The sequence below is a fragment of the Ruegeria sp. H9 genome (assembly GCF_056532915.1).
This window is the reverse complement of record NZ_JBQFNX010000003.1, coordinates 89,259-116,109: the sequence shown is the minus strand read 5'-3', so window position 1 is coordinate 116,109 and position 26,851 is coordinate 89,259. Positions and strand designations below refer to the sequence as shown.

At 59.2% G+C, this 26,851-nt stretch carries 27 protein-coding genes; 18 read left to right on the top strand and 9 right to left on the bottom strand.

The window, feature by feature from the left end:
• Positions 1-40 precede the first annotated feature (40 nt).
• Both ACR0CZ_RS14715 and ACR0CZ_RS14710 read left to right on the top strand, forming a co-directional pair.
• Complete coding sequence (locus ACR0CZ_RS14715; protein WP_170395685.1) at positions 41-1,498, top strand: RND family efflux transporter; 1,458 nt, start codon at positions 41-43, stop codon at positions 1,496-1,498.
• A gap of 5 nt (positions 1,499-1,503) precedes the next feature.
• The gene (locus tag ACR0CZ_RS14710) at positions 1,504-4,905 is read left to right on the top strand and encodes an efflux RND transporter permease subunit (RefSeq protein ID WP_170395687.1); all 3,402 of its coding nucleotides are present in this window, start codon (positions 1,504-1,506) and stop codon (positions 4,903-4,905) included.
• Here the strand turns inward: ACR0CZ_RS14710 and ACR0CZ_RS14705 are convergent.
• Together ACR0CZ_RS14705 and ACR0CZ_RS14700 are read right to left on the bottom strand one after the other, a co-directional pair.
• A complete protein-coding gene (locus ACR0CZ_RS14705; protein ID WP_170395689.1) occupies positions 4,872-5,321 on the bottom strand; it encodes an NUDIX hydrolase in 450 nt (149 codons plus the stop codon). The two genes, ACR0CZ_RS14710 and ACR0CZ_RS14705, sit on opposite strands and share 34 nt — an antisense overlap.
• 4 nt (positions 5,322-5,325) lie before the next feature.
• Positions 5,326-6,138: a protein-disulfide reductase DsbD domain-containing protein gene (locus ACR0CZ_RS14700; protein WP_170395691.1), complete on the bottom strand. Its 813-nt coding sequence runs from the start codon at positions 6,136-6,138 to the stop codon at positions 5,326-5,328.
• A gap of 148 nt (positions 6,139-6,286) precedes the next feature.
• Between ACR0CZ_RS14700 and ACR0CZ_RS14695 the strand changes: the two genes are divergently transcribed.
• Complete coding sequence (locus ACR0CZ_RS14695; RefSeq protein ID WP_170395693.1) at positions 6,287-6,841, top strand: YqgE/AlgH family protein; 555 nt, start codon at positions 6,287-6,289, stop codon at positions 6,839-6,841.
• Here ACR0CZ_RS14695 and ACR0CZ_RS14690 read toward each other — a convergent pair.
• Positions 6,838-7,785 (bottom strand): L-threonylcarbamoyladenylate synthase, encoded by a 948-nt coding sequence (locus ACR0CZ_RS14690; protein ID WP_480537164.1) that lies wholly within the window; start codon positions 7,783-7,785, stop codon positions 6,838-6,840. The genes ACR0CZ_RS14695 and ACR0CZ_RS14690 overlap by 4 nt on opposite strands.
• A gap of 132 nt (positions 7,786-7,917) precedes the next feature.
• On the opposite strand from ACR0CZ_RS14690, the gene ACR0CZ_RS14685 reads away from it, so the two are divergent.
• The 7 genes from ACR0CZ_RS14685 (at position 7,918) to ACR0CZ_RS14655 (ending at position 14,422) form a co-directional block, all read left to right on the top strand.
• Positions 7,918-9,621 carry an acyl-CoA dehydrogenase family protein gene (locus tag ACR0CZ_RS14685; protein WP_170395697.1) on the top strand — a complete coding sequence of 568 codons (1,704 nt, stop codon included), beginning with the start codon at positions 7,918-7,920 and terminating at the stop codon, positions 9,619-9,621.
• The gene (locus ACR0CZ_RS14680) at positions 9,621-10,667 is read left to right on the top strand and encodes an MBL fold metallo-hydrolase (protein WP_170395699.1); all 1,047 of its coding nucleotides are present in this window, start codon (positions 9,621-9,623) and stop codon (positions 10,665-10,667) included. Before ACR0CZ_RS14685 ends, ACR0CZ_RS14680 begins: the two co-directional genes overlap by 1 nt.
• A gap of 4 nt (positions 10,668-10,671) precedes the next feature.
• A complete protein-coding gene (locus tag ACR0CZ_RS14675) occupies positions 10,672-11,121 on the top strand; it encodes a DUF6173 family protein (RefSeq protein ID WP_170395701.1) in 450 nt (149 codons plus the stop codon).
• A 64-nt stretch (positions 11,122-11,185) separates the two neighbouring features.
• On the top strand, positions 11,186-13,024 hold the full coding sequence (locus ACR0CZ_RS14670; protein ID WP_170395703.1) for a glycerophosphodiester phosphodiesterase: 1,839 nt from the start codon (positions 11,186-11,188) through the stop codon (positions 13,022-13,024).
• Entirely contained in the window at positions 13,011-13,565 is a 555-nt protein-coding gene (locus ACR0CZ_RS14665) for a hypothetical protein (protein ID WP_170395705.1), read from the top strand. Before ACR0CZ_RS14670 ends, ACR0CZ_RS14665 begins: the two co-directional genes overlap by 14 nt.
• Positions 13,566-13,633: 68 nt before the next feature.
• Positions 13,634-13,768, top strand: a complete 135-nt coding sequence (locus ACR0CZ_RS14660) for an aa3-type cytochrome c oxidase subunit IV (RefSeq protein WP_170395707.1) — start codon at positions 13,634-13,636, stop codon at positions 13,766-13,768.
• A gap of 21 nt (positions 13,769-13,789) precedes the next feature.
• Complete coding sequence (locus ACR0CZ_RS14655; RefSeq protein ID WP_170395709.1) at positions 13,790-14,422, top strand: hypothetical protein; 633 nt, start codon at positions 13,790-13,792, stop codon at positions 14,420-14,422.
• Here ACR0CZ_RS14655 and ACR0CZ_RS14650 read toward each other — a convergent pair.
• Both ACR0CZ_RS14650 and ACR0CZ_RS14645 read right to left on the bottom strand, forming a co-directional pair.
• Positions 14,411-14,743 (bottom strand): AzlD domain-containing protein, encoded by a 333-nt coding sequence (locus ACR0CZ_RS14650; RefSeq protein WP_170395711.1) that lies wholly within the window; start codon positions 14,741-14,743, stop codon positions 14,411-14,413. The genes ACR0CZ_RS14655 and ACR0CZ_RS14650 overlap by 12 nt on opposite strands.
• Positions 14,740-15,450, bottom strand: a complete 711-nt coding sequence (locus ACR0CZ_RS14645; protein WP_170395713.1) for an AzlC family ABC transporter permease — start codon at positions 15,448-15,450, stop codon at positions 14,740-14,742. Before ACR0CZ_RS14645 ends, ACR0CZ_RS14650 begins: the two co-directional genes overlap by 4 nt.
• Positions 15,451-15,499: 49 nt before the next feature.
• On the opposite strand from ACR0CZ_RS14645, the gene ACR0CZ_RS14640 reads away from it, so the two are divergent.
• From ACR0CZ_RS14640 to ACR0CZ_RS14625, 4 genes are read left to right on the top strand one after another with little or no spacing between them, the layout of a single operon-like run.
• Positions 15,500-16,390, top strand: a complete 891-nt coding sequence (locus ACR0CZ_RS14640) for a formate dehydrogenase accessory sulfurtransferase FdhD (RefSeq protein WP_170396088.1) — start codon at positions 15,500-15,502, stop codon at positions 16,388-16,390.
• Entirely contained in the window at positions 16,383-17,039 is a 657-nt protein-coding gene (gene mobA, locus ACR0CZ_RS14635; RefSeq protein ID WP_170395715.1) for a molybdenum cofactor guanylyltransferase MobA, read from the top strand. Before ACR0CZ_RS14640 ends, mobA begins: the two co-directional genes overlap by 8 nt.
• Positions 17,036-17,527 (top strand): molybdopterin-guanine dinucleotide biosynthesis protein B, encoded by a 492-nt coding sequence (gene mobB / locus ACR0CZ_RS14630; protein WP_170395716.1) that lies wholly within the window; start codon positions 17,036-17,038, stop codon positions 17,525-17,527. Before mobA ends, mobB begins: the two co-directional genes overlap by 4 nt.
• A complete protein-coding gene (locus ACR0CZ_RS14625; RefSeq protein WP_170395718.1) occupies positions 17,524-18,789 on the top strand; it encodes a molybdenum cofactor synthesis domain-containing protein in 1,266 nt (421 codons plus the stop codon). Before mobB ends, ACR0CZ_RS14625 begins: the two co-directional genes overlap by 4 nt.
• Here ACR0CZ_RS14625 and ACR0CZ_RS14620 read toward each other — a convergent pair.
• The 3 genes from ACR0CZ_RS14620 to ACR0CZ_RS14610 form a co-directional block, all read right to left on the bottom strand.
• Positions 18,786-19,778, bottom strand: coding sequence for a hypothetical protein (locus ACR0CZ_RS14620; RefSeq protein ID WP_170395720.1), 993 nt, complete (start codon positions 19,776-19,778; stop codon positions 18,786-18,788). The two genes, ACR0CZ_RS14625 and ACR0CZ_RS14620, sit on opposite strands and share 4 nt — an antisense overlap.
• 14 nt (positions 19,779-19,792) lie before the next feature.
• A complete protein-coding gene (gene greA / locus ACR0CZ_RS14615; RefSeq protein ID WP_480537162.1) occupies positions 19,793-20,263 on the bottom strand; it encodes a transcription elongation factor GreA in 471 nt (156 codons plus the stop codon).
• A 234-nt stretch (positions 20,264-20,497) separates the two neighbouring features.
• The gene (locus tag ACR0CZ_RS14610) at positions 20,498-20,878 is read right to left on the bottom strand and encodes a VOC family protein (protein ID WP_170395725.1); all 381 of its coding nucleotides are present in this window, start codon (positions 20,876-20,878) and stop codon (positions 20,498-20,500) included.
• Between the two features lie 89 nt (positions 20,879-20,967).
• Between ACR0CZ_RS14610 and soxR the strand changes: the two genes are divergently transcribed.
• The 4 genes from soxR to ACR0CZ_RS14590 all read left to right on the top strand — a co-directional run bounded on the left by soxR (position 20,968) and on the right by ACR0CZ_RS14590 (position 25,831).
• The gene (gene soxR / locus ACR0CZ_RS14605; protein ID WP_170395726.1) at positions 20,968-21,423 is read left to right on the top strand and encodes a redox-sensitive transcriptional activator SoxR; all 456 of its coding nucleotides are present in this window, start codon (positions 20,968-20,970) and stop codon (positions 21,421-21,423) included.
• 136 nt (positions 21,424-21,559) lie between these two features.
• A complete protein-coding gene (locus ACR0CZ_RS14600) occupies positions 21,560-23,206 on the top strand; it encodes an electron transfer flavoprotein-ubiquinone oxidoreductase (protein WP_170395728.1) in 1,647 nt (548 codons plus the stop codon).
• Positions 23,207-23,310: 104 nt separating this feature from the next.
• Positions 23,311-25,023, top strand: coding sequence for a tetratricopeptide repeat protein (locus ACR0CZ_RS14595; protein WP_170395730.1), 1,713 nt, complete (start codon positions 23,311-23,313; stop codon positions 25,021-25,023).
• Entirely contained in the window at positions 25,013-25,831 is an 819-nt protein-coding gene (locus tag ACR0CZ_RS14590) for a 4-(cytidine 5'-diphospho)-2-C-methyl-D-erythritol kinase (RefSeq protein WP_170395733.1), read from the top strand. The genes ACR0CZ_RS14595 and ACR0CZ_RS14590 overlap by 11 nt, the downstream gene beginning before the upstream one ends.
• Here ACR0CZ_RS14590 and ACR0CZ_RS14585 read toward each other — a convergent pair.
• A complete protein-coding gene (locus ACR0CZ_RS14585; protein ID WP_170395734.1) occupies positions 25,824-26,822 on the bottom strand; it encodes a polyprenyl synthetase family protein in 999 nt (332 codons plus the stop codon). The two genes, ACR0CZ_RS14590 and ACR0CZ_RS14585, sit on opposite strands and share 8 nt — an antisense overlap.
• Between the last annotated feature and the right edge of the window lie 29 nt (positions 26,823-26,851).

Below are 26,851 nucleotides of genomic sequence, written 5' to 3'. Positions count from 1 at the left end.
TTTGCGGAAGGCAGCGTGTGCGACCAAAGGTGAGTGACCGATGCGATTTCTGCGGCAAAGCCTTGTTGGGGTCTTCCTGGCGTTTCTGACGCTGGGCCTGTTGATCGTTGCCGCACAGATGATCTCGGGCGCGGTTCAGGATGTGCTGACGCGGGACAATCAGGCACCTGAGGCGCGGGAACGCATATTCGCCGTTACCGTACGAACCGCCGAGCCGGAAACCGTCACTCCTTATCTGGAAGCGTTTGGCCAGATTCAAAGCCGCCGCCGGTTAGAGCTGCGCGCGGCCTTGGGTGGGCGCGTTGTATCACTGGCCGAAGATTTTGAAGATGGCGGTACTGTAACGGCGGGAGAATTGCTGGTCGAACTGGACCCAGCCGATATGCAATCTGCTCTGGACCGTGCCAAATCCGATCTTCTGGATGCCCAGTTTGAAGAGCGGGACGCCGAACGCTCGCTGCTGTTGGCGCAGGATGAGTTGAAATCAGCCGAGGCACAGGCCGAACTGCGTGACCGGGCGCTGCAGCGCCAGCAGGATCTGCAGACACGTGGTGTCGGGGCTGCTGCAAGCGTCGAAGAAGCGGAACTGGCCGCAACATCGGCTCATCAGGCAGTTCTCGCGCGCAGGATCGCTTTGGCGCAGGCCGAATCTCGTGTGGATCAGGCAACAACCTTGTTTGCGCGGGCTCGTATCGCGTTGGAAGGGGCCGAGCGTGACCTGGAGGATATGACGATCCATGCCGGGTTTGATGGGACGCTGACCGAGGTCACTTTGGTTGAAGGCCGCTTGGTCGCGGCCAACGAAAAGCTGGCCGAACTCGTCGACCCCAATGCGCTTGAGGTCGCGTTTCGGGTTTCCACCGCGCAATTCGTGCGGTTGCTGGACGCGCAGGGTGATCTGATCTCAGCCCCGGTGACTGTATCGCTTGAGGTCACGGGGACCGATCTCACTGCCACCGGCCGGATCAGTCGCGATAGTGGCGCGGCGGGTGAAGGGCAAACCGGGCGTCTGATCTATGCGCGTCTCGACGACGCGCCGGGATTCAAGCCGGGGGATTTTGTCACCGTTTCGATTGAAGAACAGCCGCTCGATAATGTGGTCCGTCTGCCATCCTCGGCTCTGGACGCCACGGGCAATGTGCTTGTTCTCGGCCCCGATGACCGGCTGGAACCGTTGGCTGTGCAATTGATCCGTCGTCAGGGCGATGAGGTGCTTTTGCGTGGTGAAGGCCTGGAAGGCCGCGAGGTTGTGATTGGCCGGACGCCTCTGCTGGGTTCGGGTGTACGTGTGCGGCCCCTACGGATTGAGGCGAATGCCGAAGCTGATCCGGGCATGGTCGAGCTTTCGGACGAAAAGCGCGCTCAGCTTGTGGCTCAGGTCGAGGCCAGTGATGCCATGTCTCAGGAAGACAAAGCCCAAGTATTGGGCCAGTTGAGCGAGGCCAAAGTGCCCGCCACCCTAATACGCCGTCTTGATGACAATCGGGCCGGGGGCTAAGCGCGATGATCCGCGACATTCCCAACGCGGCGGGCGGTATCCTCAGCTATTTCACCCGGCACCGGACTGCGGCCAATCTGTTGCTGCTGATCATGCTGGTGCTGGGGGCCGCCGCGATCCCCAACATGCGGGCACAGTTCTTTCCTGATGTGATTCTCGAACGCGTCGATGTGAACGTTCAATGGGAAGGCGCAGGCCCCGAGGATGTCGACAATGGCATCGTCCAATTGCTCGAACCGGCGCTTTTGGCGGTTGAGGGCGTTGCCAGTACCGAGTCGACCTCGCGCGAGGGAACTGCACAGGTCCGGCTGGAGTTTGAGCCGAACTGGGATATGTCCCGCGCGGTTGAAGAGGTTCGAACGGCTGTCGATAGCGTCACCAACCTGCCCGAAGACGCCGAGGAACCAACCATCCGACGTGGCGCTTGGCGGGATCGTGTCACGGATGTTGTCATAACAGGGCCCATCGAAGCTGAACAACTGGCCAAATTCACCGATGAATTGATAAGCCGCCTGTTTGCGGTTGGTGTCACGCGGACAACGATCCGGGGACTGGCCGCGCCGCGTGTGGTGGTCGAAGTCCCCACCGCACAGTTGATCGCCAATGATATCTCGCTTTCGGATATTGCCGAGGCCATCGCGGCAGAAGTCACCGCGAACCCTGCGGGCGATGTCACAGGTGCCAATGCGCGTATTCGGACAGGCGTTGAGAAACGCACCCCGGAAGAGATCGAAGGTATCGCCCTGCGCAACTTTGCCGATGGTTCAAAGCTGATTGTGGGCGATGTGGCGGAAATCCGGGTCGAGGGAGTCACGCGCAACCGCAGCTATTTCGTCGGCGACAATCCGGCGATGTCGATCCGCGTCGACCGGTCCAATCTTGGCGATGCCATAGGTATCCAGCGCGATGTCGAGGATGTCGTGGCCGAGATGCAGGCCAGCCTGCCCGAAGGTATCACTGTTGAGCTGATCCGCACCCGCGCACAAGCGATCACCGACCGACTGGATATTCTGGTCGACAATGGCCTTGTGGGTCTTGGGCTGGTGGTCTGCCTGCTGTTCCTGTTCCTCAATGCCCGCATTGCGTTCTGGGTGGCCGCCGGTATTCCGGTGGCAATGTCTGCGGCGATTGCGCTGATGTATCTGGGCGGGTTGTCGCTGAACATGGTGTCTCTGTTCGGTCTGATCATTACCTTGGGCATCGTGGTTGATGATGCCATCGTCGTGGGAGAGCACGCTGATTTTCGCGCCCGCCGTTTGGGCGAAGCGCCAATCGTAGCTGCAGAACGCGCCGCTCGCCGTATGGCGATGCCGGTGTTTGCTGCAACAGTTACCACGGTTATCGCTTTCTTTGGCCTCACCGCCATCGGTGGCCGCTTCGGAGAGCTGATCCGAGATATTCCGTTCACCGTTATCGCTGTCTTGATTGCCTCGTTGATCGAATGCTTCCTGATCCTGCCGAACCATATGGCCCATGCCATCGCGCATTCGGCTAAGGAGCATTGGTATGACTGGCCCAACCGGGTTGTAAACAAGGGCTTCCGCTGGGTGCGCGACCACCTGTTCCGCCCGCTGGTCGCGTGGGTGGTCTGGGCACGCTATGTGGTTGTTGCACTGATGGTGGTGATCCTGGCCAGCCAGATTGCTCTGTTTATCCGGGGCGATGTGAATTGGCGGTTCTTCAACGCACCGGAACGCGGTTCGGTCACTGGCAATTTCATCATGGTCGAAGGGGCGACGCGCGCTGAGACGCTGGAAATGATGCGCATGGTCCAGAAAGCCACGGAAGAACTGGGTCAGGTTTACGAAGAACGCCATGGCCGCAACCCGATCGAATACGTTCTAGCCGAGGTTGGCGGTTCGGCCGGATGGGGGCTGCGCGCGGCGGACGGCAAGGATGACGATTTGCTGGGCGGCATCTCGATCGAGCTGATCGATGCGGACTTGCGCCCCTATTCCAGCTTTGAATTTGTGGGCGAGCTGCAGGATTTCGTGCCGCGCCACCCGAAGGTTGAGCTGCTTAGCTTCCGTGGTTGGCGTTCAGGGCCCGGTGGCGATGCGATTGACGTGCAGTTCTACGGTGCGGATGTGAACACGTTGAAATCTGCATCCGAGGACCTCCAGGCGGAACTCGCGAAATACCCTGAAGTTTCAGCGCTCGAGGATAACCTCGCCTATGACAAGGAAGAGTTCATTCTGGACCTCACCGCGCAGGGCCAGGCGCTGGGTTTCCGCATCGAAACACTGGGCCGCGTGTTGCGAAACCGGCTGAACGGGATTGAGGCCGCGACCTTCCCGGATGGTCCGCGTAGCACCGAGATTCGGATCGAACTGCCCGAGGGCGAACTGACTGCTGATTTCCTCGAACGCACATTGATGCGGACTCCGGATGGCGTTTATGTCCCGCTCGCCGATATCGTCTCGGTCGAGCGTAAATCGGGTTTCTCGACCGTCCGGCGCGAAAATGGTCTGCGGGTCATCTCGGTGAATGGTGATATTTCCGAGGACGACCCGGCGCAGGCTGCCGAAATCGCCCGCGCCATGCGCGAAGAGATATTGCCAAACATCGCCGCCGAACGGCAGGTCGAATGGCGCATGGCTGGCCTGAGTGAGCAGGAGGATGAATTCCTGTCCGAGGCCCGCACAGGCCTGATCCTGTGTCTGACCGGAATTTATCTGGTATTGGCTTGGGTCTTTGCCAGTTGGACAAGGCCCTTGGTGGTCATGGCGATCATTCCCTTTGGCCTCGTGGGCGCGATCTGGGGGCATTACCTGTGGGGCGTGCCGTTAAGCATGTTCACCGTCGTCGGCCTGTTGGGCATGACCGGGATCATAATCAACGACTCGATTGTTCTGGTGACCACAATCGACGGATACCGGAAAGAGCGCGGGTTGGTGCCGTCAATCGTCGAAGGCACGGCAGATCGATTGCGGCCTGTGATGCTGACCACGCTGACCACGGTACTCGGGCTGACGCCCTTGATGTACGAAAGCTCGCAGCAGGCGCAGTTTTTGAAACCGACCGTGATCACACTGGTCTATGGGCTGGGCTTTGGCATGGCCCTGATCCTGCTGCTAGTGCCTGCATTGCTGGCCATCCTAAACGACATCTCACGCCCGATGACATCGATGAGACGGGCCTTGCGCGCGCCGGACAGGGTGGTACGCAATGCCGTGCGCGCAACGGGCGCAGCGTTGGCGATCTGGCTGGGTGCCTCGATGATCTGGCCCGTAGTGACAGGTGCGCCGTTGGCGCTGCTCTCGGGTCTCTACCCAGCCGCCGAAGGTCCAAGTGTGCTGCAAATGGGCTTTGGCGTTTTCGTAGCGGGTGCGACCGTGATCCTGCTGGTAGGTGTCGTCCTGTCCAGCGTGCTTTATGCACGCTTGTCGGATCGGGTCGAGGCTTGATCCATCTCTAAAGCACGCTGCAAAAGATCGGGAACGCGGTCGCTCATTGGCAGGTCGCCGCTGGTGATCTGGTCCACCGGAAACCACTGAGCGTCCTGCGCGTCGTCTGCAGCGACAGGCGTGCCGGTTACATAGCGACACGCAACTCCGACCAGCAGGTAGTGCGCCCGGGTCTGCCCGCTATCATCGCGCAGCAAAAGGTCGAGATTGTCGAGATAGACCAAAGGCTCAGCAATCACACCGGTCTCTTCCCGCAGCTCGCGGGTGGCGGCGTCCAGAACCGTTTCACCCCATTCCACATGGCCGCCTGGAAAGCCCCACAGCCCCTGATCGGGTTGCTTGCTGCGTTGCACCAAAAGTACCTGGCCATCGTGCAGCACGACAGCCAAGGCACCGATCTTTGGGGTCTGGCTCATCCGGTCAGCCTGCGCTGCATCCTTGGATATCGACAGCGTGGTTTGCCCCCAGAACCGTGATGCGCACTTCGGACCGATCCAGCGCGAATGGCCCGCCGGAGGCACCGATAATCTCCGAGCTTGCGATCAGGGTGTTGCCCTGACGGCGTGTATCGGGCTGCGATGCCCAGAGTGCCGGGTTTCCTGGTTCAATGACGGCGAATTCGGACCCGCCCGCTGAAGGCATGGTGATACGCGCCTCGATCCGCATTCCGTCTGCAGTGGGAGTCAATTGGCACGTCGCATCCGCCACGCCTGCTTCGCGTTCGGAAAACGGGCGCTGGGCGAGGGCTGCGGCGATGGCCGGATTGCGTGCAGCGTCGGCATCCATTGTGTGATCGAATTCCAACCGACCCGGCACGCAGACATCCTTACACACGCCCAAGTCCATCTCGCCGCGCAAACGCACGGGTTTGGCAGGGTTCTTAGGCGTGATTTCGACGGGCAGTACAAGTTGATCCTCATACCCGACCGAGCGCAGCCCGTTCTGATCAAACACATGCGGCGCGGGCCATGTGAAGGCTATGTCTGCAATATTGCGAGAGCCTTTCCAATCAAACTGCGGCGGAATGCCCGCATCGCCGGGTGCGCGCCAATAGGTCTTCCACCCGTCCTTGAGCTTTAGACGCAAGGCCCCCTGATAGGTACCTTCGGCGGTTTTGCCGCCGTCCAACACCTCAAGCTGAACCAGATTATCAACCCCCTGCGCAGTGGCGGGGGCACCAAAACAAAGGCTGACGGCCAACACGGCTGCAGCAGATTTGCAAAGCGCTTTCATATGCAGAACATGCGCATTCCGGTCGGGATTGCCAAGTCACGTTCCGGTCACTTCTGTGAAATGCACGGAAATCCCGGCTGATCCCTTGCCATTCCCCGGTTCACAGGGTCATTCTAGGGATATCCTATGGCGCAAGAGATATCTGCTGATGGACCTTACGGGAAAACTGTTGATTGCGATGCCCGGAATGGGCGACCCGCGATTCGAGCATTCGGTCGTCTATATCTGCAGCCATGGTGATGACGGCGCGATGGGATTGATCGTGAATAAGCCTTCGGACTTGCGGATCAAGACCTTGCTGGAACAGCTCAACATTCCGTGTCGGATACCCGTAATTGGCGAACGGCTGGTGCAGTTTGGCGGCCCGGTCGAGATGTCGCGTGGCTTTGTCCTGCATAGCGCAGATTATGAGGCGAATCTGCATTCTATGCAGATTTCCGAAGATTTCAGCATGACCGCAACGCTGGATGTGCTCGAGGATCTTGCCTCGGGCAAGGGGCCGCTGAATTCGATGCTGACTTTAGGTTATTCCGGCTGGGGGCCGGGTCAGTTGGAAGATGAGATCGCGATGAATGGTTGGTTAACGACTGATGCGTCGTCGAAACTGGTCTTTGATGTCCCTGATGACGAGAAATGGGAGGCGGCTTTGGCTACGCTTGGTGTTGATCCGCTGACCCTATCAGCCAGTGCAGGCCGCGCCTAATCGCGAGGGGCTGCTGCGCGTCGTAGACGGTCGTTGATGGCCGCACCTAATCCGTGATGGGGAATTGGTGATACGGCGATTGGCCGACCGGTATCGTTAAGTTTGTGAAGGGCGGCAAACAGGTTGGCGGCGGCCTCGGGCAGGTTGCCGGTGCTGGAGAGGTTCAGATCACAATCAACGGGGCCAAAACCCAGCAACACCTCGTTCCCCTGCCGTGACCGGGCGTTCAGCCGCACCGGCGCGTCCGGCGCGTAATGGGATTGCAACTGCCCCGGCGCAGTAAGCAGATCGCCGGGTTGGTGGTGATGCAGTTCTGCCTTTAGAACCTCTTCGATTTGTTCCAATGCGACACCACCTGGACGCAACAAGGCAGGGGTGCCGGCCAGACCCACAATAGTGGACTCAAGCCCGACACCGCACGGCCCATCGTCCAGAACTGCGGCTATGCGTCCCTCCAGCCCCGCTCGGACATGGGCCGCCGTCGTTGGGCTGATCTGACCAGAGGGGTTGGCCGATGGCGCTGCCACAGGACCGTCAAAAGCGGTCAGTAAAGCGTGCGCTGTGGGATGCGCAGGCACGCGAACGGCCAGAGTATCCAAGCCAGCTGTGACCAGCGACGAAATCCCGTGATCGGGGCGCAGAGGAAGAACCAGAGTTAACGGTCCGGGCCAGAAGGCATCAGCCAACAAATCAGCCTGATCGGTCCATTCGACGAAGCGTTTCGCGGTCTCGGTTGAGGCGACATGGGCGATCAGTGGGTTAAAACTGGGTCGCCCCTTGGCCTCATAGATCGCGGCCACAGCCTCGCCGTTCCGTGCATCGCCACCCAGTCCATAGACGGTCTCGGTCGGGAAAGCGACCAGCAGCCCCTGCCGCAACAGGTCAGCGGCCTTGGCGAGCCCGTCGGCGTTTGCTGGTAAGTTTTGAGTACCGAGAAGGGTCATGGATCGTGACGCCGCGTTTTGGTTGCTTGCAGTTCAGGTAACGGTAGGTAATCGTGCCAGCCCAGATGAATACCGGCGTGGGGCCGGGATTCCAACCCCACGCTGACAACTTGCCAGAACCAGAGGGAAACCATGCCCTATCGCGCCCCGATCTCAGACTATGAATTCCTGTTCCGCAACGTGATCGGCTTTGACCAGATCGCCGCGACCGAAAAGTTCTCGGAAGCCAGCGAGGATGTGGTTAGCGCCATTCTGACCGAAGCCGGGAAGATGTGCGAAGAGATCATGGCCCCGCTTCAACGCCCTGGTGATCTGGAACCCGCGCGGCTGGAGAACGGCGTGCTGCGGACCTCTCCGGGCTATGCCGAGGGCTGGAGGGCGATTGCCGAAGGCGGCTGGATCGGGATGAGCGGCGATCCCGAATATGGCGGTATGGGTCTGCCCATGACCATGACCACTGCCGTGAATGAGATGATGAGTGCTGCTTGCCTGTCGCTGCAACTGGCCCCGCTGATGACCCAAGGTCAGATCGAGGCGCTGGAGCATCACGCAAGCGATGCGTTGAAGGCGCTCTATCTGCCCAAGATGATGGCGGGTGAATGGTCAGGCACCATGAACCTGACCGAACCGCAGGCCGGATCGGATGTGGGCGCGCTGACCTCGAAAGCCGAAGACAATGGCGACGGCACCTATTCGGTGACCGGGCAGAAGATCTATATCTCTTGGGGCGACAACGACTTTGCCGAGAATGTCTGCCATCTTGTTCTGGCCCGCCTGCCAGACGGAGTTCCGGGAACCAAGGGGATTTCGCTGTTTCTGGTGCCGAAATACATCCCCGACGAGAACGGCAACCCCGGCGTGGCCAATGACCTCAAGGTGGTCTCGCTGGAACACAAGATGGGTCTGCACGGCTCGCCCACCTGCGTGATGCAGTATGACGGGGCCAAGGGTTGGCTGGTCGGCAAGGAACATGGCGGCATGGCCGCGATGTTCACCATGATGAACAACGCGCGTTTGGGCGTTGGTGGCGAAGGTGTGGGTGTCGCCGAAGGAGCCTACCAGCATGCGCTGGCCTATGCGTTGGAGCGTAAGCAGGGCAAGACGCCCTCGGGCACCATCATCGACCACGCGGATGTACGGCGGATGCTGATGTCGATGCGTGCGGATGTGTTTGCCGCGCGGGCGATCATGCTTGCCAATGCGGCTGCAATCGACATGGCGCAGGCCACGGGTGAGGCCGATTGGGCGGCACGTGCGGCGCTGCTGACGCCGATCTGCAAGGCTTTTGGCACCGAGACCGGCATGCGCGTTTCCGAGACCGGCGTTCAAGTGCATGGTGGCATGGGCTTCATCGAAGAAACTGGTGCTGCACAATATTATCGCGATGTCCGTGTGACCGCGATCTACGAGGGCACCAATGGTATTCAGGCCATGGACCTCGTAGCGCGCAAGATGATGGATGGGGGTGAGGCGGCCTCGAACCTTCTGGATGAGATCGAGGATCAAGCTGAGAAGGCGCGCGCCACGTTGCCTGAACTTGCTGGTCCTGTTTGGGAAGCTTCCGAGTCGCTGCGGGAAGCGACGGAGTGGCTCGTTGCTCAATCGGATATGAACAACCGGTTTGCTGGCGCGGCTTCGTATCTAAAAGCGTTCGCGCGGGTTCTGGGCGGGCATTACCATCTGTCAGCGGCGCTAGCCGATCCCGATGGACCGCGCGCCAAGTTGGCACGTTATTATATTAATGTGCTGCTGCCTGAACATACGGGCTTGCTTGCGCAGGCGCAGAACGGGGCGGATGACCTCTATGCCCTCAGCCCAGAGGAACTGGCGGTTTGATGGATGGCGAGGCTCCGCAAGTGATGCGATATCCGTGGGAGGAACCACCCGCTCCTGGCGAATGGGTCGAAGTTGCAGAAGGAGTTCTGTGGATTAGGCTGCCTTTGCCGATGGCGCTGGATCATGTGAATGTCTATGCACTTGATGATGGCGACGGCTGGACCATAGTCGACACAGGGCTTTCTTCAAAGAAAACACGGGGAATCTGGCAGGCCCTGATGGAAGGGCCATTGGCTGGCAAACCCGTCCGTCGCGTTGTCGTGACTCATCACCATCCTGACCATGTCGGCAATGCGGGCTGGTTCCAGTCCGAGCATGGTGCAGAACTGGTCACCAGTCGTACCGCATGGTTGTTCGCACGTATGCTGACGCTGGATGTGCAAGAGAATTGGCCGAAGGAAACGTTGGATTATTACCGCAGCGCGGGGATGGATCCGGACGTGCTGGCCGGTCGGATGGCCGAGCGTCCGTTCAACTTTGCCGACGCCGTGTACCCTATGCCGCTGGGATTTACCCGTGTCAAACAGGGCGACGTGATCCGCATGGGTGGCCGCGACTGGGATGTTCACATGGGCAACGGCCATGCGCCCGAGCATTGCACCTTCTGGAGCCGCGAGGACAATCTGGTGCTGACCGGTGATCAGATCCTCAGTTCGATCAGTTCCAACTTGGGCGTCTATGCCACCGAGCCGATGGCCGATCCGGTGGCCGACTGGTTGGAGGCGTGCGAACGCCTGCAACCGCTGGCCCGGCCCGATCATTTGGTTTTGGGCGGGCACAAACTGCCGTTCACCGGGTTGCCGATCCGCATGCGGCAGTTGATCGATAACCACCACGGCGCGCTTGAGCGTCTGCTGAACGATCTCGATCAACCCAAAACCGCCGCCGAGTGCTTTGCCCCGCTGTTCAAGCGCCAGATCAGGGGCGGGGAATACGGCCTCGCGCTGGTCGAGGCGGTTGCACATATGAACCATCTCTACCACATTGGAGCGGTCACCCGGACGCGGCGCGCGGACGGAGCTTGGGAATATCAGCGCAAAGGGTAGAGCAATGGACAAGATCGAAACCTCAGCCGAGGCAGCGGAATCTGCGGCGTTGCCGCGGTGCTATGAGGTACACGCCAACCCTGAAGCGGCATCGGGGAACAAGGACTTGCCCAAGCCATTGCAAAAGCCGGTCGAAAGCAAAAGCCCTGCTCAATGGGCCTATGAGCGGCTGATCATGTATATTCAGAATTTCGAGAAGACTCTGGATGGCGATCACGAGGTTGCCATGGGATTCACCGGTGGTGATGCCGGTGTAATGCGGATCGAGGGCATGGGCTATTTCGATCCGGATGTGATTACCTTCTATGGCTCGGACGGAGGCGGCGCCAAAACGCAGCTCGTCCAGCATGTCAGCCAGTTGAATGTGATGCTGCGTGCCTTGCCGAAATCGATCGAGGATAAACCAGCCAACCGCATTGGTTTCCGGCTGGCGGCTGATTTGGAAGAAAGCTGACGCCCACTCTTGCAATTCACACTTACGCAGCCTTGAATGGATAGACCATTCAGGAGGCAACCGCGTGACCAATTTCTCAGCCGTTACAACTGCCTACCGGGGCGCATGGGCGCGGCGGCGCGTGTTTGTGCCTGTTTATGTCGCCGTCCGGTTGCTGCTGGTTGCACTGATCGCTCCGGGCGTTGCCATCGCCGTCAATCTTGCTGTCTCATTGTCTGATCAATCGGCGCTGACGGATCAGGACATTGCGATGTTCCTGCTGTCACCAGCGGGCTTCATCGCGGCGGTTGTAGTTCTCAGCCTGTTCTTACTGGCCGAGGTCTTTGTCTTCTCGGTCATGGCCGGATCGTTGCGGATGGGTGAGCGTGACCCTTGGCGCGCGGGCAGTGCTTCCATCCGGTTGATCCTGACGCGTTTACCTGCGCTTTTCGGCTTTGCCGCACGGTTCATTTTGCGTGTGCTGGTACTTGCGCTGCCTTTTGTCGCCGTGGCTGGCCTGATCGCCTGGTGGATGCTGACTGAATACGACATCAACTATTACCTCACCTTCCACCCGCCTTCATTCTGGGTGGCGGTAGTGCTGATCGGATTTGTGGTGCTGTGTCTGGCTTGGGTTCTGATCCGCAGGCTCTCGGCCTGGGCGCTGTCGCTGCATCTTGTATTATTTGAGGGCTGCAAACCCGCCGAGGCCTTCTCCGCCAGCACGGATCGAATGGAAGGCAAACGCGGTCGCCTCAAGATCGAGCTTGGCCTTTGGCTTGCGATGCGTCTCGTGATCGCCGCACTGATTGCCTTTGTGGCCGGACTGTTGTTCGATCTGGTACCGTTGCAGGAAAGCACGAACCTGCGCTTTGCGCTGATCTTCAGTATGATCGTAGCGGGCCTCTGGTCGCTGGCTGGGCTTGTGCTTGCAGCCGTCGCTCTGGGAGCATTGGCGGTTCTGCTGGATGGGTTCTTCGACACACAAGGCCGAGAGGTCCCTCATCCCGAACCAGGCAACCTGCGCGCGCCGCTTTACGCTGTGGTCGGTGGCGCGGCAATCGCCCTGCTGATCGGGCTCTGGTCCGGGCAGGAGTTGCTGGTCCGCATTCAGGCCCCCGATCATGCGGATGTCATTGGCCATCGAGGCGCGGCGGCGATAAGGCCGGAAAATACCATGGCGGCGGTGTTGAAGGCTATCGAAGATGGCGCCGATTGGGTTGAGATCGACGTTCAGGAGACTGCGGATGGTGTGGTCATCATCGCGCATGACAGTGATTTCATGAAATTGGCGGGTGTGCCGCTCAAGGTCTGGGACGCGACCATGGAGGATATAGCCGAGATCGATATCGGCAGCTGGTTCGGCCCTGAATATGCTTCGGAACGGACGCCCACGCTGCGGGATGTTCTGGAAGCTGCGAAGGGCAAGTCCAAGGTCATCATCGAGCTGAAATACTATGGCCATGACGTCGACCTGGAAAACCAAGTTGCCACGATTGTCGAGGAGCTGGATATGCAGGATGACATCGCCACCATGTCATTGAAATATCCGGCCGTGCAGAAGATGAAAGCGCTGCGCCCCGATTGGCGGGCAGGCGTTCTGGCCGCGACCGCCATCGGCAATCTGTCGGGGCTTGAGGGCGATTTTGTGGCCGTAAACGCAGCAACGGTGTCACCGGGTCTGATCCGCTCGGTCCATGAGGCGGGCAAGGACATCTATGTCTGGACGGTGAATGACCCGTTGCAGATGTCGGCGATGGCATCGATGGGGGTCGACGGGCTGATCACCGATCGTCCTGCCATGGCCCGCGAAGTGCTGCGTGTTCGTGCCGAGATGGGACCGGGCGAACGCCTGATGCTTTGGTTGGCGACGATATTCGGATTGTCCATTGATACTGCCGAGATGCGTGATGCGGAACCATAGACTGGCCGCCCTTCTGGTCTGTTGCGCGCTGCCTGCAGCTGCGCAGGACCTGATGCGTAGCGTGGAAATGCCCGCTCACCGGGCGTTGGCCGACACGATAGAAGGCGCTGAACTGACCCCCTTTGAAACGGATGGCTGTTCGGGCGGATTATCTTCCAGCTGGCGTATGGTTGCCGAGGCCTTTCCGAAGTTCAGTCTGCTTTATGAAGAACACCCGCCATGGGAGTACTGCTGCGTTACTCACGATCGCGCCTATTACAACGCAGGCGGCGCATCGCAGGCCGAGGCCAGCTTTGACGCCCGGCTCGCTGCCGATGACGCGCTGCGCGCCTGTGTCAAAACCCACGGCGAAAGCCATGCTGATGAATATGCCGAACGCTATGATATGACGCCGGATCAAATCCGCTCGGTTCATTCGATCACCTCCGAGGCGATGTTTCTGGCCGTGCGTTTTGGGGGTGGTCCCTGCAGCGGGTTGCCCTGGCGCTGGGGGTTTGGTTATCCAGGCTGCACGATTTTTGGACCAACTGCGCGCGAATGACGTCGTGACAGGCCCTGAGTTTTGCATTATCCAACATTTCAAATACGCGAATTGGGATTCTAATAAACATGGCTGATCACAAGCACGGCGAGATGGACATCACCGTTCAAACAAAAACCTTTGACGGTTTCATCAAATTCACCACGTGGTGCGTGGTGGCAATTGTACTCCTTTGCCTGTTCCTGGCGGTCTTTGCGGCCTAAACGGTACACGAGGCGCATCTCTTGTTCAGGATTCTGATTGCCTGCCTGCTGGCAGTGACAGTTGCGGGTTGCGCGGGATCGCAGCGCCCGCAGGCTGATCCCTCGGAAATCGTGGCCCGGTCCTATCGTGATCCGGGGCCATCGACACTGACGCTTTATACGATGATCAGCACGCGCACCGGATCGGGGGCACACACGTCGCTGATGATCAGCGGCAGCGAGCGGGTCATATTTGATCCTGCCGGATCGTTCCGGGCGGATGTGGTGCCGATCAAGAATGATGTCCTTTATGGCATCACGCCAAATGTCGAACGCGCCTATCGTAGCAGTCATGCGCGCGAGACGCATTATGCCCGTATTCAGACGATCGAAGTGACGCCACAGCAGGCCGAGATCGCGCTGCAATTGGCCAAGCAGATGGGCCCGGTTTCGCAGGCTTTTTGTGCAAATTCGACCTCGCAGTTGCTGCAACAGGTCCCGGGGTTCGAGCAAATCAAAACAACATTTTACCCGGTGAAGCTATCCGATCAGTTTGGTCAGATTCCAGGCGTTGTCACCACGGATTATCGTGAGAATGACTCGGCTGATCTGCAGCAGGGGCTGGCGGAAAACAATGCGCGACTCAATCAGCTTGAAGCGGTCTCAACCAACTAGGTAAAGCAGACCGTAAAGCGTGGCGGCCCCTGAAAAGATGGCCGCTATGACGTTTTTCGTTACAATTCCCACCGTCAACGCAACTGCCGCAGCCGCCATGCGCGGCATATCCGGTTGTCCTTCGGTGGCCGTGGGCCAGACTACCAAAGGTGCGATCAGGGCAGGCAGAATCGCCACTGCTGTGTACCTCAGGTGCCGCAGAAGCCAGGGCGGCATCGGGCGGTCGCCAACCAGCCCGATAAAGGTAAAGCGCAGAAGGTAGCTGCCTATCGCCAGACCTACGATGATGATCCACATGGTTGTCGGGTCGATCTGCGTCATGACTTTTTCCGCTCTAACATCAATTCAGCCCGTGCACCTGCCATCATCCCGGCTATCCCTGCGATCAACAGTCCAAGATTGAACGGCAATGCCACGCACAGCAGGGCGACAACAATCGCCACCAGCGCGGCTACAACATGCGCCATGGTGCGCATCATCGGTCCGATCATGGACAAGAACGTGATCGGCAGCGCAAAATCCAGAGCCCAGCTTTCCGGAATCTGCGCCCCCAGAACAGCACCCAGATAAGTGGCGAGTATCCAAAGCGGCGTGATCGGCGTGACCGAGCCGACAAAATACGCCATGCGCTGAGGCACGGACATATCCGGTTCTTTCTCGAATCGGACAATCGAACAGGCGTAAGACTGATCAACAATAAGATAGGCTCCAAGGGCCCGTTGCCACAGCGGAGCCGCCCCCAGATAAGGGGTCAGTGAAGCCGAATACATGGCCACCCGCAGGTTCACAGCCAGGGCCGAGATCAGAACGATAACCGTTGGTGTATTGTCCTGCAGCAATTGCAATGCGGTGAACTGAGCAGCGCCGGCAAACACCGTGGCGGAAAAGGCCATCGTCTGGATGATATCCAGCCCTGCTTCTGTGGCAAAAACACCAAACAGAAGGCCAAAGGGCATGGCGACGAAGATAAACGGCGTCCCGTCGCGAAAACCTTTCCAGAAGTATGACTTGGATGTGGCAGAGGCCATGGCTAAATCCTATGGTGACGCGAGCAGCAGTAGCCGTCTTGGGAAGGGGTTGCAATTGGCCACGGAGATCGACCTGTCAGACTACCTCATTGCGCCCGATCCGGGGGCTGCCCGCCTGACGCGCGGTGTCGAGGGTGTGGACCAGAATGGTGAGATCAGTCAGATCTCGGTGGTCGAGGAACGCCCGCTGACCATTTTCCTCAACTCACAGGAAATCGTGACGGCAATGACCATCGGCGACTATCCCGAATACCTTGCGCTCGGGTTTCTGCGTAATCAGGGGATGCTGCTTGCAGATGATGAAATTACTCGGGTCGACTATGACGACGATCTGGAAACCGTGGTCGTGCGTACAGCGCGTGAGACCTCATACGAGGACAAGCTGAAGAAGAAGACCCGCACCAGCGGTTGCGCAGTAGGCACTGTGTTCGGAGACATGATGGAGGGGCTAGAGGACGTGCGCCTGCCACAGGTCTCGGTGCGCACCTCATGGCTGTATGAGTTGGCGTCGAAGATCAACCGCACCCCGTCTCTGTACCTCGAGGCGGGTGCCATCCATGGTACGGTGCTTTGTCATGAAAGCCACCCGTTGGTTTATATGGAAGACGTGGGCCGCCATAACGCAGTCGACAAGATCGCAGGCTGGATGCTCTCCGAGAGTGCGAGCGCGTCTGACAAGATCCTCTATACGACCGGTCGTTTGACCTCGGAAATGGTGATCAAAACGGCGATGATGGGCATCCCAGTTCTCGCTTCGCGATCGGGATTCACCGCCTGGGGCGTCGAGATCGCGCGCGAGGTTGGTTTGACCCTGATCGGCCGGATGCGCGGGCAGCGGTTTGTGTGTTTGTCGGGCGAAGACCGATTGGTGCGCGATGTTGATCCGTCGAGCGTGGCGATTGAGGACAAAAAACATCGCAGGAAAAGTGCCGATGGCTGAACAGTCGCAAAAACCGCTGGGGGTTATTCTGGCAGGCGGCCTCGCTACGCGGATGGGAGGCGGTGATAAAGGGCTGTTGCAGATCGGCGGGCAGAGCCTGCTGGATCGGGTGATAGACAGGCTGCGCCCTCAGGTCGGCGGGCTGGCTTTGAACGCCAACGGCGATGCCGAACGGTTTGCTCGCTTGAACTTGCCGGTTGTTTCGGACTCGATCGAGGGCTTTGCAGGACCGCTGGCCGGCGTTTTGGCCGGGCTTGATTGGGCCGCTGAACAGGGCGCTCAATCTATCGTGACGGTTGCGGCGGATACTCCGTTCTTTCCGCATGATCTTGTGGCGCAACTGGTGAACGCATCCAAAGGGCAGAAATACCCCCTTGTTCTGGCAACCACCCCGCGCACGAGTGACGAGGCTTTAAAATCCGGCGGCGGCAAGCGGATCAATCGGCATCCGACCTTTGGGCTCTGGCCGGTGGCATTGCGAGATGATCTGAGGGCGGCGTTGAACGGTGGACTGCGCAAGGTTGTCCTGTGGACCGACCAGCATGATGGGCGAGAGGCGCTGTTTTCGGCCCAGCCGTTTGATCCGTTCTTCAACGTCAACACTCCCGATGATCTGGCCCGCGCTGAAACCTTGTTGGAGCAGGTATGAGGGTCTACGGCGTCACCGGTTGGAAAAACGCGGGCAAAACCGGCCTAGTGGAACGGCTGGTGGCTGAAATCACCGGACGTGGGTTTACCGTTTCCACCGTTAAACATGCGCATCATTCCGTCGACGTAGACCATCCGGGTACCGACAGCCAGCGGCATCGCGCGGCGGGTGCGTCCGAAGTGCTGTTGGCATCCGGCCAGCGGATCGCACTGATGCAGGAGTTGCGCGGTGCGCCCGAGCCGAAGCTGGACACCCTGCTGTCGCGTTTGTCTCCGGTCGATCTGGTGTTGATCGAAGGCTTCAAACGCGAGCGTCACCCCAAGATCGAAGCGTTTCGCGCAGAACCCGGAAATCCGCTGATCGCCACGGATGATGAGACGGTTCGCGCGGTTGCAAGTGATACGCCTTTGGAATTGGATTGCCCGGTGTTTGATCTGGATGATACGGCGGCCATTGCAGATTTTATCTTGGAAGAGGTCGGATTATGAGCACGCCGGATATCTCACCTCCGCCCTTGCGCAATGATTGTTTCGCCTTGCCTGCAGGGGTGAACTGGACACCCGTTGATGAGGCTCTGGCGCTTTTGCGAGACAGATTGTCGGTGGTAGCTGGGGTTGAAAACGTGCCCGTGATGCGGGCGGCGGGCCGAGTTCTGGCGGTGGACGTGTCGGCCAAACGATCAAACCCGCCTCAGCCCAACACCGCTGTCGATGGGTACGGATTTGCCGGTCCGGTGCCGGACGGACCCTGTGTCATGCCTTTGGTAGAGGGCCGGGCGGCCGCGGGTGTACCCTTTGACGGTGAGGTCCCAGAGGGCCATGCGATACGCATTCTTACCGGAGCTGCACTGCCAAAGGGTGTTAATACGGTCATATTGGAAGAGGATGTGACCTTTGATCATGGGCACATTGCATTCCGAGGTCCGTTGAAACAGGGCGCGAACACGCGAAAGGCAGGCGAAGACGTGGTTGAAGGCGCGCTGACCTTGCCAGTTGGGCGGCGTTTAACACCAACGGATCTGGCGCTTTTGTCGGCGGTTGGTCTGGCTGAGGTTTCCGTCCGCAAGGTTTTGCGCGTCGGAGTGCTATCGACCGGGGATGAGTTGGTCGAGCCGGGTGACAGCGCCGGACTGGGGCAGATTTATGATGCCAATCGTCCGATGCTGCTGTCACTGGCCGAGCGGATTGGATTCAAAGCGGTTGATCTTGGGCGCGCCGAGGATGATCGCGCGGCGCTGAAACAGCATTTGGATCGCGCGGCTCAGCAAGTGGATGTAATCCTGACCAGTGGCGGCGCCTCCGCCGGCGATGAAGATCACGTCTCGGCATTGTTGCGAGAGGCCGGGGCGATGCAGGAATGGCGCATCGCATTAAAACCCGGGCGACCATTGGCGCTGGGCATGTGGGGTCAGACGCCGGTGTTTGGCTTGCCGGGCAATCCGGTGGCAGCACTGGTTTGCACGTTGATCTTTGCCTGTCCGGCACTAAACCTGCTGGCCGGTGCAGGCTGGCAAGAGCCGCAAGGCTTCGACGTGCCCGCCGCTTTCGAAAAGCGCAAGAAACCGGGGCGTCGCGAATATCTGCGGGCACGAATCCGTGAAGGACGGGCCGAGGTGTTCCATTCGGAAGGATCTGGCCGGATCAGCGGGCTGAGCTGGGCCGAAGGCTTGGTCGAAATCGAGGACGGTGCCCGCGATATCAAGCCCGGCGATCTGGTGAGGTTCATACCCTACGGGAATTTTGGGCTTTAATCGAACGTCCCTGCGACACGCCCCACCAGCATGAAGGCACGCGCTGTGCGGGTTTCGCTCAGGGCTGTAAGCTCGGCATCGCTGGCATTAGGTTCGAACTCGACGATCATATGGTCAAAGCGGCGCAGGAAATGGTGTGCGGCATCGCGAAAGATCGGATCCTGTTTCATCCGCGCCGCAGTCAGCGCCAGTGACGAACGGTCCCGAATGCCACCCAAGGCAGCCACCGACCGCCCGCGCGCGCCTTGGGCAAATTGCCGCCAGACTTCGGGTCGCGCCATATCGGGGCGCAGGTCATCCATATAGATGCCTTCCTGGCTGAGAAGGGTCAGAACATCTTGTGAGGCCTGCACAAGTTTCGAGGTCTTGCGATCTTTCAATGCAAGCCGCAGCGCGTTAAATCCCTCGGCATCGCTTTGCGTCTCGGGGAAGTTCAGGGCGCGGATAAAGATGTCGGTGGGCAACGGGGGCGCCATTTCTTCCGCTGAGGTGCCAAGTTCCAACGAAGTCTGATTGGCCATGTCCGGCGCGGGCCTTTGGGTGCGCCCGGGTTCACCGCGATTGGTCGAGAATGTCGCCAGCGCGCTCTCGGTCTTTTTTGCGCTTTCGGCGATTTCATCCAGTTTCTTGCCGACCGTCGGCTCATACGTGCTGGCCGCGCGTTGTTGCTGAACGACATAGCTGTTGCGGATCGCATCGATGGCTGTCTGCAGGCGGGCGCTTTCTTCGCGCATCACCCGGCTGGCGCGCATCGCGAGGGCTGCGACCCAGATCATTGCAACCGGCATGAACACCGCCAGGAAGGTGACGATGAACCCTCCTTGTTGCCCGCCGGGCAGTACCAGAAACACGACCGACACCACCAGCCAGATCAGGCTGAGAACAACTGCTGCAATCTCGATCTCGGTGACCGAACGGTGCGCCGGACGGTCGTAGATACCCAGCGAGGTGGGTTTCTCGGGTTCTTGCTCAGGTTCAGACCCTGACATGACAAACGCTCCGGTCAGGCGTATTCGATACTCAGAACTTCATAAGAGCGCACGCCTCCGGGGGTGCGGACCTCGACACTGTCGCCTTCTTCTTTGCCAATCAGGGCGCGGGCGATGGGGGATTTGATGTTCAGAAGGCCCGCTTCGATATTGGCCTCATACTCACCCACGATCTGCCAGGTCTTTTCTTCGTCGGAATCTTCATCCACCAACGTGACCTTCGCGCCGAACTTGATGGCCCCTGACAGTTTGGCCGGATCAATGACATCTGCCAGCGACAGGATGCCTTCAAGCTCTTTGATGCGGCCTTCGATAAAGCCCTGCTTTTCGCGCGCCGAGTGGTATTCGGCGTTTTCTTTCAGGTCGCCCAGTTCGCGGGCTGAGGCAATCGCCTCGATGATCGCCGGGCGCTCGACGGATTTCAGATTCTTCAGCTCTGCCTCGAGCGCGGCATTGCCCGAAGGCGTCATGGGGATCTTTTCCATTGTTTTGTCGTCCACGCAGAAATTGTTACGCCCCGCCGCACAATAGCGTCGGGGCGAAGGATGGGTTGGCAATTACCTGACCCAAATGAGGCGTGAATTGCAAGAGGGGAGGTGTGCGTTGTCAGTAAACTCGCAACTTAGCGCCGCCGTTCCGGGGGGCGGGTGCGCCTGTGGCGCTGTCCCAACAATTCCCCATTTCGCCAGCGGCTGGCTTCGTGCCCAAGCCACAGCATCTCAATCATACTGAACCACTTCGAATTCGATGCCATTGTCATCTTCGAAATAGAACCGCTTACCGGGCTCATAGTCTGCGTGGTTGTGCGGTTCAAATCCCGCTTTGCGGACCTTTTCCTCGGTGGCGTCGATATCCTCGACCAGCACACCTAAATGGTTCAAGCCGCCCACGAAATCATAGCTGTTTTCGCCTGATGGCTTGGGATCGCCGGGGGCGTAGAGTGCCAGATAGGTATGCGGGCTGCCCACATGCACCGTATAGCCACCGGCAATGGCAGGGCCTTCCCAGCGTGTTTTCCAGTCGAAGACTTTCTGCATCCACGCCGCAGATGCCTTTGGGTCGCGGACCGTGAAATTAGTATGTTCCAGCGTCGCCATCATGGGATTCTCCTTCCAATTTGAGGCTTGTCCCGACTCACTGTAATTTCTAAACCTAACTTTAGGTCAAGAGATTTCTTTGGGAGGATGTAATGGTTGTTTCGGAAGGTCTGGCGATTGGAGCATTGGCCCGGCGCACCGGGTTGGCGGTGTCGGCGATCCGATACTACGAGGCGCAAGGTTTGATATCTCCATGGCGTAACGCGGGTGGGCAACGGCGTTATCAGCGCGCCGATATCCGACGGTTAAGCTTTGTGATGATCGCGCAGCAATTCGGTCTGACTTTGCCCGAGATCCGCGAGGTATTGTCGGGCTTGCCAGGAAACCGCACACCGACGCCTCAGGACTGGAAGAGTATCAGCGAACGGCTGCGCACGCATCTGGATCAGCGAATCGATACGCTGATGCGACTGCGCGACAATCTGGATGGATGTATTGGTTGCGGCTGCCTCAGCCTGCCGAAATGCAAGCTTTACAACCCCGATGACAGGGCCAAATCCCATGGTAGCGGTCCCAGATACCTTATGGGGGACGCACCCGAAGCCTGAAGTGTCGAATAGCGGCGTTGTTACGCCGTGTTTCGATTGACCAAAGTCTTTATGACCATGTAATCAGCCGTGAAACAATATTGCGCCGACCGCATGAAGAAAGCGCCAATTCGGAAAGTTAGCTAAGGAGCCCGCGATGGCCGAGATTGAACGCGAAGCGATGGAATATGACGTGGTGATCGTGGGTGCTGGCCCTGCGGGCCTGTCTGCGGCCATCCGTCTGAAACAGCTGGATGCCGACCTGAACGTCGTGGTTCTGGAGAAGGGTTCGGAAGTGGGTGCGCATATCCTGTCGGGTGCGGTGCTGGACCCTTGTGGTCTGGATGCTCTGATCCCCGATTGGAAGGAAAAGGGTGCCCCGCTGAACGTGCCGGTGCATGAAGACAATTTCTACATGCTGGGCGAGGCTGGCAAGATTCGCATCCCCAATTTCCCGATGCCGCCGCTGATGAACAACCACGGCAACTACATCGTCTCAATGGGCAATGTCTGCCGCTGGATGGCAGAGCAGGCCGAAGAACTGGGCGTCGAAATCTTCCCCGGCATGGCCTGTTCCGAGCTGGTCTACGGTGAGAACGGCGAAGTCAAAGGCGTTGTTGCCGGTGTATTTGGTCTGGAGCCAGACGGATCCTACGGTCCCAACACCGAACCGGGCATGGAACTGCATGGTAAATATGTCTTTCTGTCGGAAGGCGTGCGCGGCTCACTGTCCAAGGAAGTCATCGCCAAATACGACCTGTCTGCCGGTAAAGAGCCGCAGAAATACGGCGTTGGCATGAAAGAGATCTGGGAGATCGACCCGGCCAAGCACAAAGAAGGCAGCGTCACGCACACCATGGGCTGGCCGCTGGGCAGCAACGCGGGTGGCGGGTCGTTCATCTATCACCTTGAAAATAATCAGGTCTATGTCGGTTTTGTGGTCCACCTTAACTACAAGAACCCGCACCTGTACCCCTACATGGAATTCCAGCGTTTCAAGCACCACCCGATGGTGGCCGAGCTGCTGAAAGGCGGCAAGCGTGTGGCTTACGGCGCCCGCGCGATCACCGAGGGTGGCTACCAGTCGATGCCGAAACTGGTCGCACCGGGTGTTGCGCTGTTGGGTTGCTCGGCCGGCATGGTCAACGTGCCGCGCATCAAGGGCAACCACAACGCGATGCTGTCAGGCAAGGCCGCGGCCGAGGCCGCCTATGACGCCATCAAGGCCGAGCGTTCGGGTGATGAGCTGACCGCTTATGAGGCCAACGTTCGCGATGGTGCAATCGGCTCGGATCTGAAGAAGGTGCGCAACGTCAAACCGCTGTGGTCGAAATACGGCCTGACCGCCAGCCTGGTACTGGGCGGTATGGACATGTGGACCAACACGCTGGGCTTCTCGCTGCTGGGCACGCTGGGCCACGGCAAGAACGACGCGGAATCGACCGAAGATGCCAGCAAGCATCAACCCATCGACTATCCGAAACCCGATGGCACACTGTCCTTTGACCGCCTGACGAACGTATCGTTTGCGGCCACCAACCACGAGGAAAGCCAGCCTTGCCATCTGAAACTGGCCGACCCGGACATCCCGGTTAAGGTCAACCTGCCCAAATTCGACGAGCCGGCACAGCGTTACTGCCCCGCAGGCGTCTATGAGATGGTCGAGGATGAAGACGGGCCGCGATTCGTGATCAACTTCCAGAACTGTGTTCACTGCAAAACCTGTGACATCAAGGATCCCAGCCAGAACATCACCTGGACTACACCGCAGGGCGGCGACGGGCCGAACTACCCCAATATGTAGGCAAGAACACGGGCGTTGGCAGGGTCGTGAAGGCTCTGCCATTGCCTCTCGCCCAGCAAAGCCCTAGCTTGTCGGTCAGTCAACGACAGCAAGGCAGATTATCAGTGGTTTCCCTGGTTCGACGCGCGGCTCTGGCCGTAATCCTCAGTTCTTCAATCGCGTTTCCTGCGGTATCGGATACCGGATCGGGGTCGTATCTGGCCGGGCGTCAGGCGATTTATGAGAGCGACTATCCCGCTGCCGAGCGTTACTATGCGCAGGCGCTTCGCGCTGATCCCCAAAATCCGAAACTGCTGGAAAACGTGGTCGTCGCCCGGCTCGCTTTGGGTGAGATTGAGCGGGCCCTGACCGTCGCCGAAGTTATCGAGGAAAATGAACTGCCCAGCCAGGCCGCTCGGATGGTGATCGCCGCCAATCTGGTGGCAGATGGCAAGCTGGATGAATTTCTGGCCCGCGATCCTGAAACGCAAGGGGTTGGACCGCTGGTTGATGGCCTGATGATTGCTTGGGCTCATATGGGGCAAGGCGCCATGACCAAAGCGATGGAACAATTTGACGTTGTTACCACGCAGGAAGGTCTGAAAGAATTTGCACTTTATCACAAGGCCATGGCGTTGGCGTCGGTCGGAGACTTTGAGGGGGCCGAGGCGATCCTTGCCGCAGATGATGGCCTGGTCGCCCGTTTTTCACGCCGGGCTGCGCTGGCGCGTGCCGAAGTGCTGTCGCAGCTGGATCGCAACGACGATGCGCTGGAATTTCTGGATAACGTCTTTGCCGCCGGCAGTGATCCGACCATCGAAGGTTACGTCACTCGGCTGTCTGATGGCGAAACGCTGCCCTTTACCCATGTCCGTTCTGCACAGGATGGCATGGCCGAGGTTTTCTTCACCGTTGGCGCTGCGCTGAGTGCGGAGGCCGCGCAGGATTATGTTCTGCTATATGCCCGCGTCGCGGCCTTTCTGCGGCCTGACCATATTGATGCGCTTTTGCTAAGCGCTGAGTTGTTGGATGGGCTGGAACAATATGATCTGGCGGTTGATGTCTATCGGCAGGTGCCTCCGGACAGCAGCGATTATCATGCCGCCGAGCTGGGGCGCGCCGAGGTCCTCAGTCGCTCTGACAGAAAAGAAGCTGCCGCCGAAGTCCTGCAAAACCTTGCCGCTCAAAGCCCCGATTTGCCCGGTGTGCATGTAGCTTTGGCCGACCTGCGGCGCCAGCAAGAGGATTACGCGGCAGCGGTCACCTCTTACGACAAGGCGATTGGCCTGACGGAAGAGGGTGCAGGCGGAAACTGGTTCCTGCATTATGCCCGCGGGATATCGCATGAACGTCTGAAGAACTGGGACGAGGCCGAGGCCGATTTCCGCCGCGCGCTTGAGTTGAACCCGGACCAACCACAGGTGCTGAACTATCTCGGGTATTCGCTGGTCGAGCGGCGCGAGAAATTGGACGAAGCGTTGAATATGATCGAACGCGCAGTCGCAGCGCGCCCTGACAGCGGCTATATCGTTGACAGCTTGGGCTGGGTGTTGTTCCGCCTGGGCCGGTACGACGAAGCAGTCGACCACATGGAGCGCGCCGTTGAACTGATGCCGGTCGATCCGGTGGTAAATGACCATCTGGGCGATGTTTACTGGGCCGTAGGTCGCGGGCGTGAAGCCGAGTTCCAGTGGAAACGAGCACTATCTTTCATTGATCCTGAAGATACCGACGGTGAAGCCGATCCTGAACGCATCCGCCGCAAGATTGAAGTCGGATTGGATGCGGTTCTGGCCGAGGAAGGTGCCGAACCCCTGAAGGTCGCCAATGAAGGCTGAGGCATTTGCCCCCGCCAAGATCAACCTGACCCTGCATGTGACCGGCCAACGCGCGGATGGCTATCATCTGCTTGATTCGTTGGTGGCCTTTGCCGATGTTGGGGATCAGTTGAGCCTCAGTTCCGGCCCCGAGCTGTCTCTGTCGGTCACGGGTGAGTTTTCGGATGGCGTACCGACCGATGATCGCAATCTGGTCTGGCAGGCCGCCGAGGCTGCAGGCTGGACCGGTCGCATTCATCTGAACAAACAACTGCCGCACGGTGGCGGTGTCGGGGGCGGCTCCTCGGATGCTGCGGCGGTTTTGCGCACCGTGAAGAAGGGGGGAGAGTGGCCCGATAGCGTGTCGCTGTCGCTCGGCGCGGATGTCCCGGTATGCATACATGCTGCTGCAGCGCGTATGCGCGGGATTGGTGAACAGATTGAGCCGATGGCGTTGCCGCCCCTCCCGGCGCTTTTGGTCAATCCGGGTATTGAAGTTCCCACCGGCCCGGTGTTTTCCGCTTTGCACAGCAGAGACAACGCACCGATGCCTGCTGAGATCCCTGCATTCAAAACACCGGAAGACTGCGCCACGTGGTTGCAGGTTCAGCGGAATGATTTAGAGGCACCTGCAATATCTGTAGCGCCGGGCATTGCGGAGGTCATAGCGGCGTTGGAAGGCACCCGAGACGCGTTGATGGTTCGTATGTCGGGTTCAGGCTCAACCTGTTTCGCACTTTTTCCAACGCTCAAAGCAGCCCATTTTGCCGCCTATGAGATCGGCGCGGCCCAACCCGGTTGGTGGTGCCGCGCAACGACGCTCAGTTAAGGCGCGATACGACGTAATCGGCCAGATCGCCTAACAGGGTGCGGATTTCGTGATCCGGAAGAGGCGCCAGCGCAGCCTTGGCCTTGGCCGCCCAACCAAACGCATCCGCGCGGGTTGCATCCAGCGTGCTGTATTTGGCCATCAGCGACAAAGCGTGATCCAGATCACCCTCTTCCTGCCGCCCGCGACCGATCGTCCGTTCCCAGAACGCGTGTTCCTCGGCAGTTGCCTGAGCCACGGCTTTGATCACTGGCAGGGTCAATTTGCGTTCACGGAAGTCGTCGCCGACGTTTTTGCCTGTGGCCGCACTATCGCCCTGATAATCCAAAAGATCATCTGCGATCTGGAACGCGATTCCAAGCGCGTCGCCATAGTCATACAGCGCCTTGACCTGCGCCTCGGTCGCGCCTGCGATCACACCACCCACTTCGGTTGCGGCAGAAAACAGCGCCGCCGTTTTGCCGCGCACAACCTGCAGGTAGACACCTTCATCCGTGCCCAGATCGGTGGCTGCTGTCATCTGCAGCACCTCGCCTTCGGCAATTGTGGCCGATGCATTTGCAAGGATATCCAGAACCCGCAACGAACCGGTTTCGACCATCAACTGGAAGCTGCGGGAAAACAGGTAATCGCCAACCAGAACACTGGATTTATTGTCCCATAGCAGGTTTGCCGTGGGTCGCCCGCGCCGCTGCCCGCTTTCATCGACGACATCGTCATGCAGCAGGGTTGCGGTATGAATGAACTCGACCGTTGCAGCCAGCTTGACGTGATGGTCGCCTGAATAGCCGAACAGCTGCGCCGCCGCCAGGGTCAGCATCGGGCGCAGACGCTTGCCGCCCGCCTCGACCAGGTGCGCGGTCACTTCGGGAATGCGCGGGGCATGTTCCGACGCCATACGCGTCCGAATCAGCGTATTTACCGCTGCCATTTCGCCCGCAAGCATCTCTGCCAGACGCTCATGCGGTTTCGAGATCGTGCTGACGTTCATCACTCTCCTGATACAAGGCTCGACATCCC

What these genes read in the sequence shown, in the direction of transcription:
- ACR0CZ_RS14585 (WP_170395734.1), bottom strand. Translation starts at nt 26,822, where the DNA reads ATGAACGTCAGCACGATCTCGAAACCGCATGAGCGTCTGGCAGAGATG.
- greA (WP_480537162.1), bottom strand. Translation starts at nt 20,263, where the DNA reads ATGGAAAAGATCCCCATGACGCCTTCGGGCAATGCCGCGCTCGAGGCA.
- ACR0CZ_RS14705 (WP_170395689.1), bottom strand. Translation starts at nt 5,321, where the DNA reads ATGAGCCAGACCCCAAAGATCGGTGCCTTGGCTGTCGTGCTGCACGAT.
- ACR0CZ_RS14600 (WP_170395728.1), top strand. Translation starts at nt 21,560, where the DNA reads ATGGCCGAGATTGAACGCGAAGCGATGGAATATGACGTGGTGATCGTG.
- ACR0CZ_RS14610 (WP_170395725.1), bottom strand. Translation starts at nt 20,878, where the DNA reads ATGATGGCGACGCTGGAACATACTAATTTCACGGTCCGCGACCCAAAG.
- ACR0CZ_RS14710 (WP_170395687.1), top strand. Translation starts at nt 1,504, where the DNA reads ATGATCCGCGACATTCCCAACGCGGCGGGCGGTATCCTCAGCTATTTC.
- ACR0CZ_RS14715 (WP_170395685.1), top strand. Translation starts at nt 41, where the DNA reads ATGCGATTTCTGCGGCAAAGCCTTGTTGGGGTCTTCCTGGCGTTTCTG.
- soxR (WP_170395726.1), top strand. Translation starts at nt 20,968, where the DNA reads ATGGTTGTTTCGGAAGGTCTGGCGATTGGAGCATTGGCCCGGCGCACC.
- ACR0CZ_RS14590 (WP_170395733.1), top strand. Translation starts at nt 25,013, where the DNA reads ATGAAGGCTGAGGCATTTGCCCCCGCCAAGATCAACCTGACCCTGCAT.
- ACR0CZ_RS14625 (WP_170395718.1), top strand. Translation starts at nt 17,524, where the DNA reads ATGAGCACGCCGGATATCTCACCTCCGCCCTTGCGCAATGATTGTTTC.
- ACR0CZ_RS14620 (WP_170395720.1), bottom strand. Translation starts at nt 19,778, where the DNA reads ATGTCAGGGTCTGAACCTGAGCAAGAACCCGAGAAACCCACCTCGCTG.
- ACR0CZ_RS14680 (WP_170395699.1), top strand. Translation starts at nt 9,621, where the DNA reads ATGGATGGCGAGGCTCCGCAAGTGATGCGATATCCGTGGGAGGAACCA.
- ACR0CZ_RS14650 (WP_170395711.1), bottom strand. Translation starts at nt 14,743, where the DNA reads ATGACGCAGATCGACCCGACAACCATGTGGATCATCATCGTAGGTCTG.
- ACR0CZ_RS14690 (WP_480537164.1), bottom strand. Translation starts at nt 7,785, where the DNA reads ATGACCCTTCTCGGTACTCAAAACTTACCAGCAAACGCCGACGGGCTC.
- ACR0CZ_RS14660 (WP_170395707.1), top strand. Translation starts at nt 13,634, where the DNA reads ATGGCTGATCACAAGCACGGCGAGATGGACATCACCGTTCAAACAAAA.
- mobB (WP_170395716.1), top strand. Translation starts at nt 17,036, where the DNA reads ATGAGGGTCTACGGCGTCACCGGTTGGAAAAACGCGGGCAAAACCGGC.
- ACR0CZ_RS14665 (WP_170395705.1), top strand. Translation starts at nt 13,011, where the DNA reads ATGCGGAACCATAGACTGGCCGCCCTTCTGGTCTGTTGCGCGCTGCCT.
- ACR0CZ_RS14675 (WP_170395701.1), top strand. Translation starts at nt 10,672, where the DNA reads ATGGACAAGATCGAAACCTCAGCCGAGGCAGCGGAATCTGCGGCGTTG.
- mobA (WP_170395715.1), top strand. Translation starts at nt 16,383, where the DNA reads ATGGCTGAACAGTCGCAAAAACCGCTGGGGGTTATTCTGGCAGGCGGC.
- ACR0CZ_RS14685 (WP_170395697.1), top strand. Translation starts at nt 7,918, where the DNA reads ATGCCCTATCGCGCCCCGATCTCAGACTATGAATTCCTGTTCCGCAAC.
- ACR0CZ_RS14700 (WP_170395691.1), bottom strand. Translation starts at nt 6,138, where the DNA reads ATGAAAGCGCTTTGCAAATCTGCTGCAGCCGTGTTGGCCGTCAGCCTT.
- ACR0CZ_RS14695 (WP_170395693.1), top strand. Translation starts at nt 6,287, where the DNA reads ATGGACCTTACGGGAAAACTGTTGATTGCGATGCCCGGAATGGGCGAC.
- ACR0CZ_RS14645 (WP_170395713.1), bottom strand. Translation starts at nt 15,450, where the DNA reads ATGGCCTCTGCCACATCCAAGTCATACTTCTGGAAAGGTTTTCGCGAC.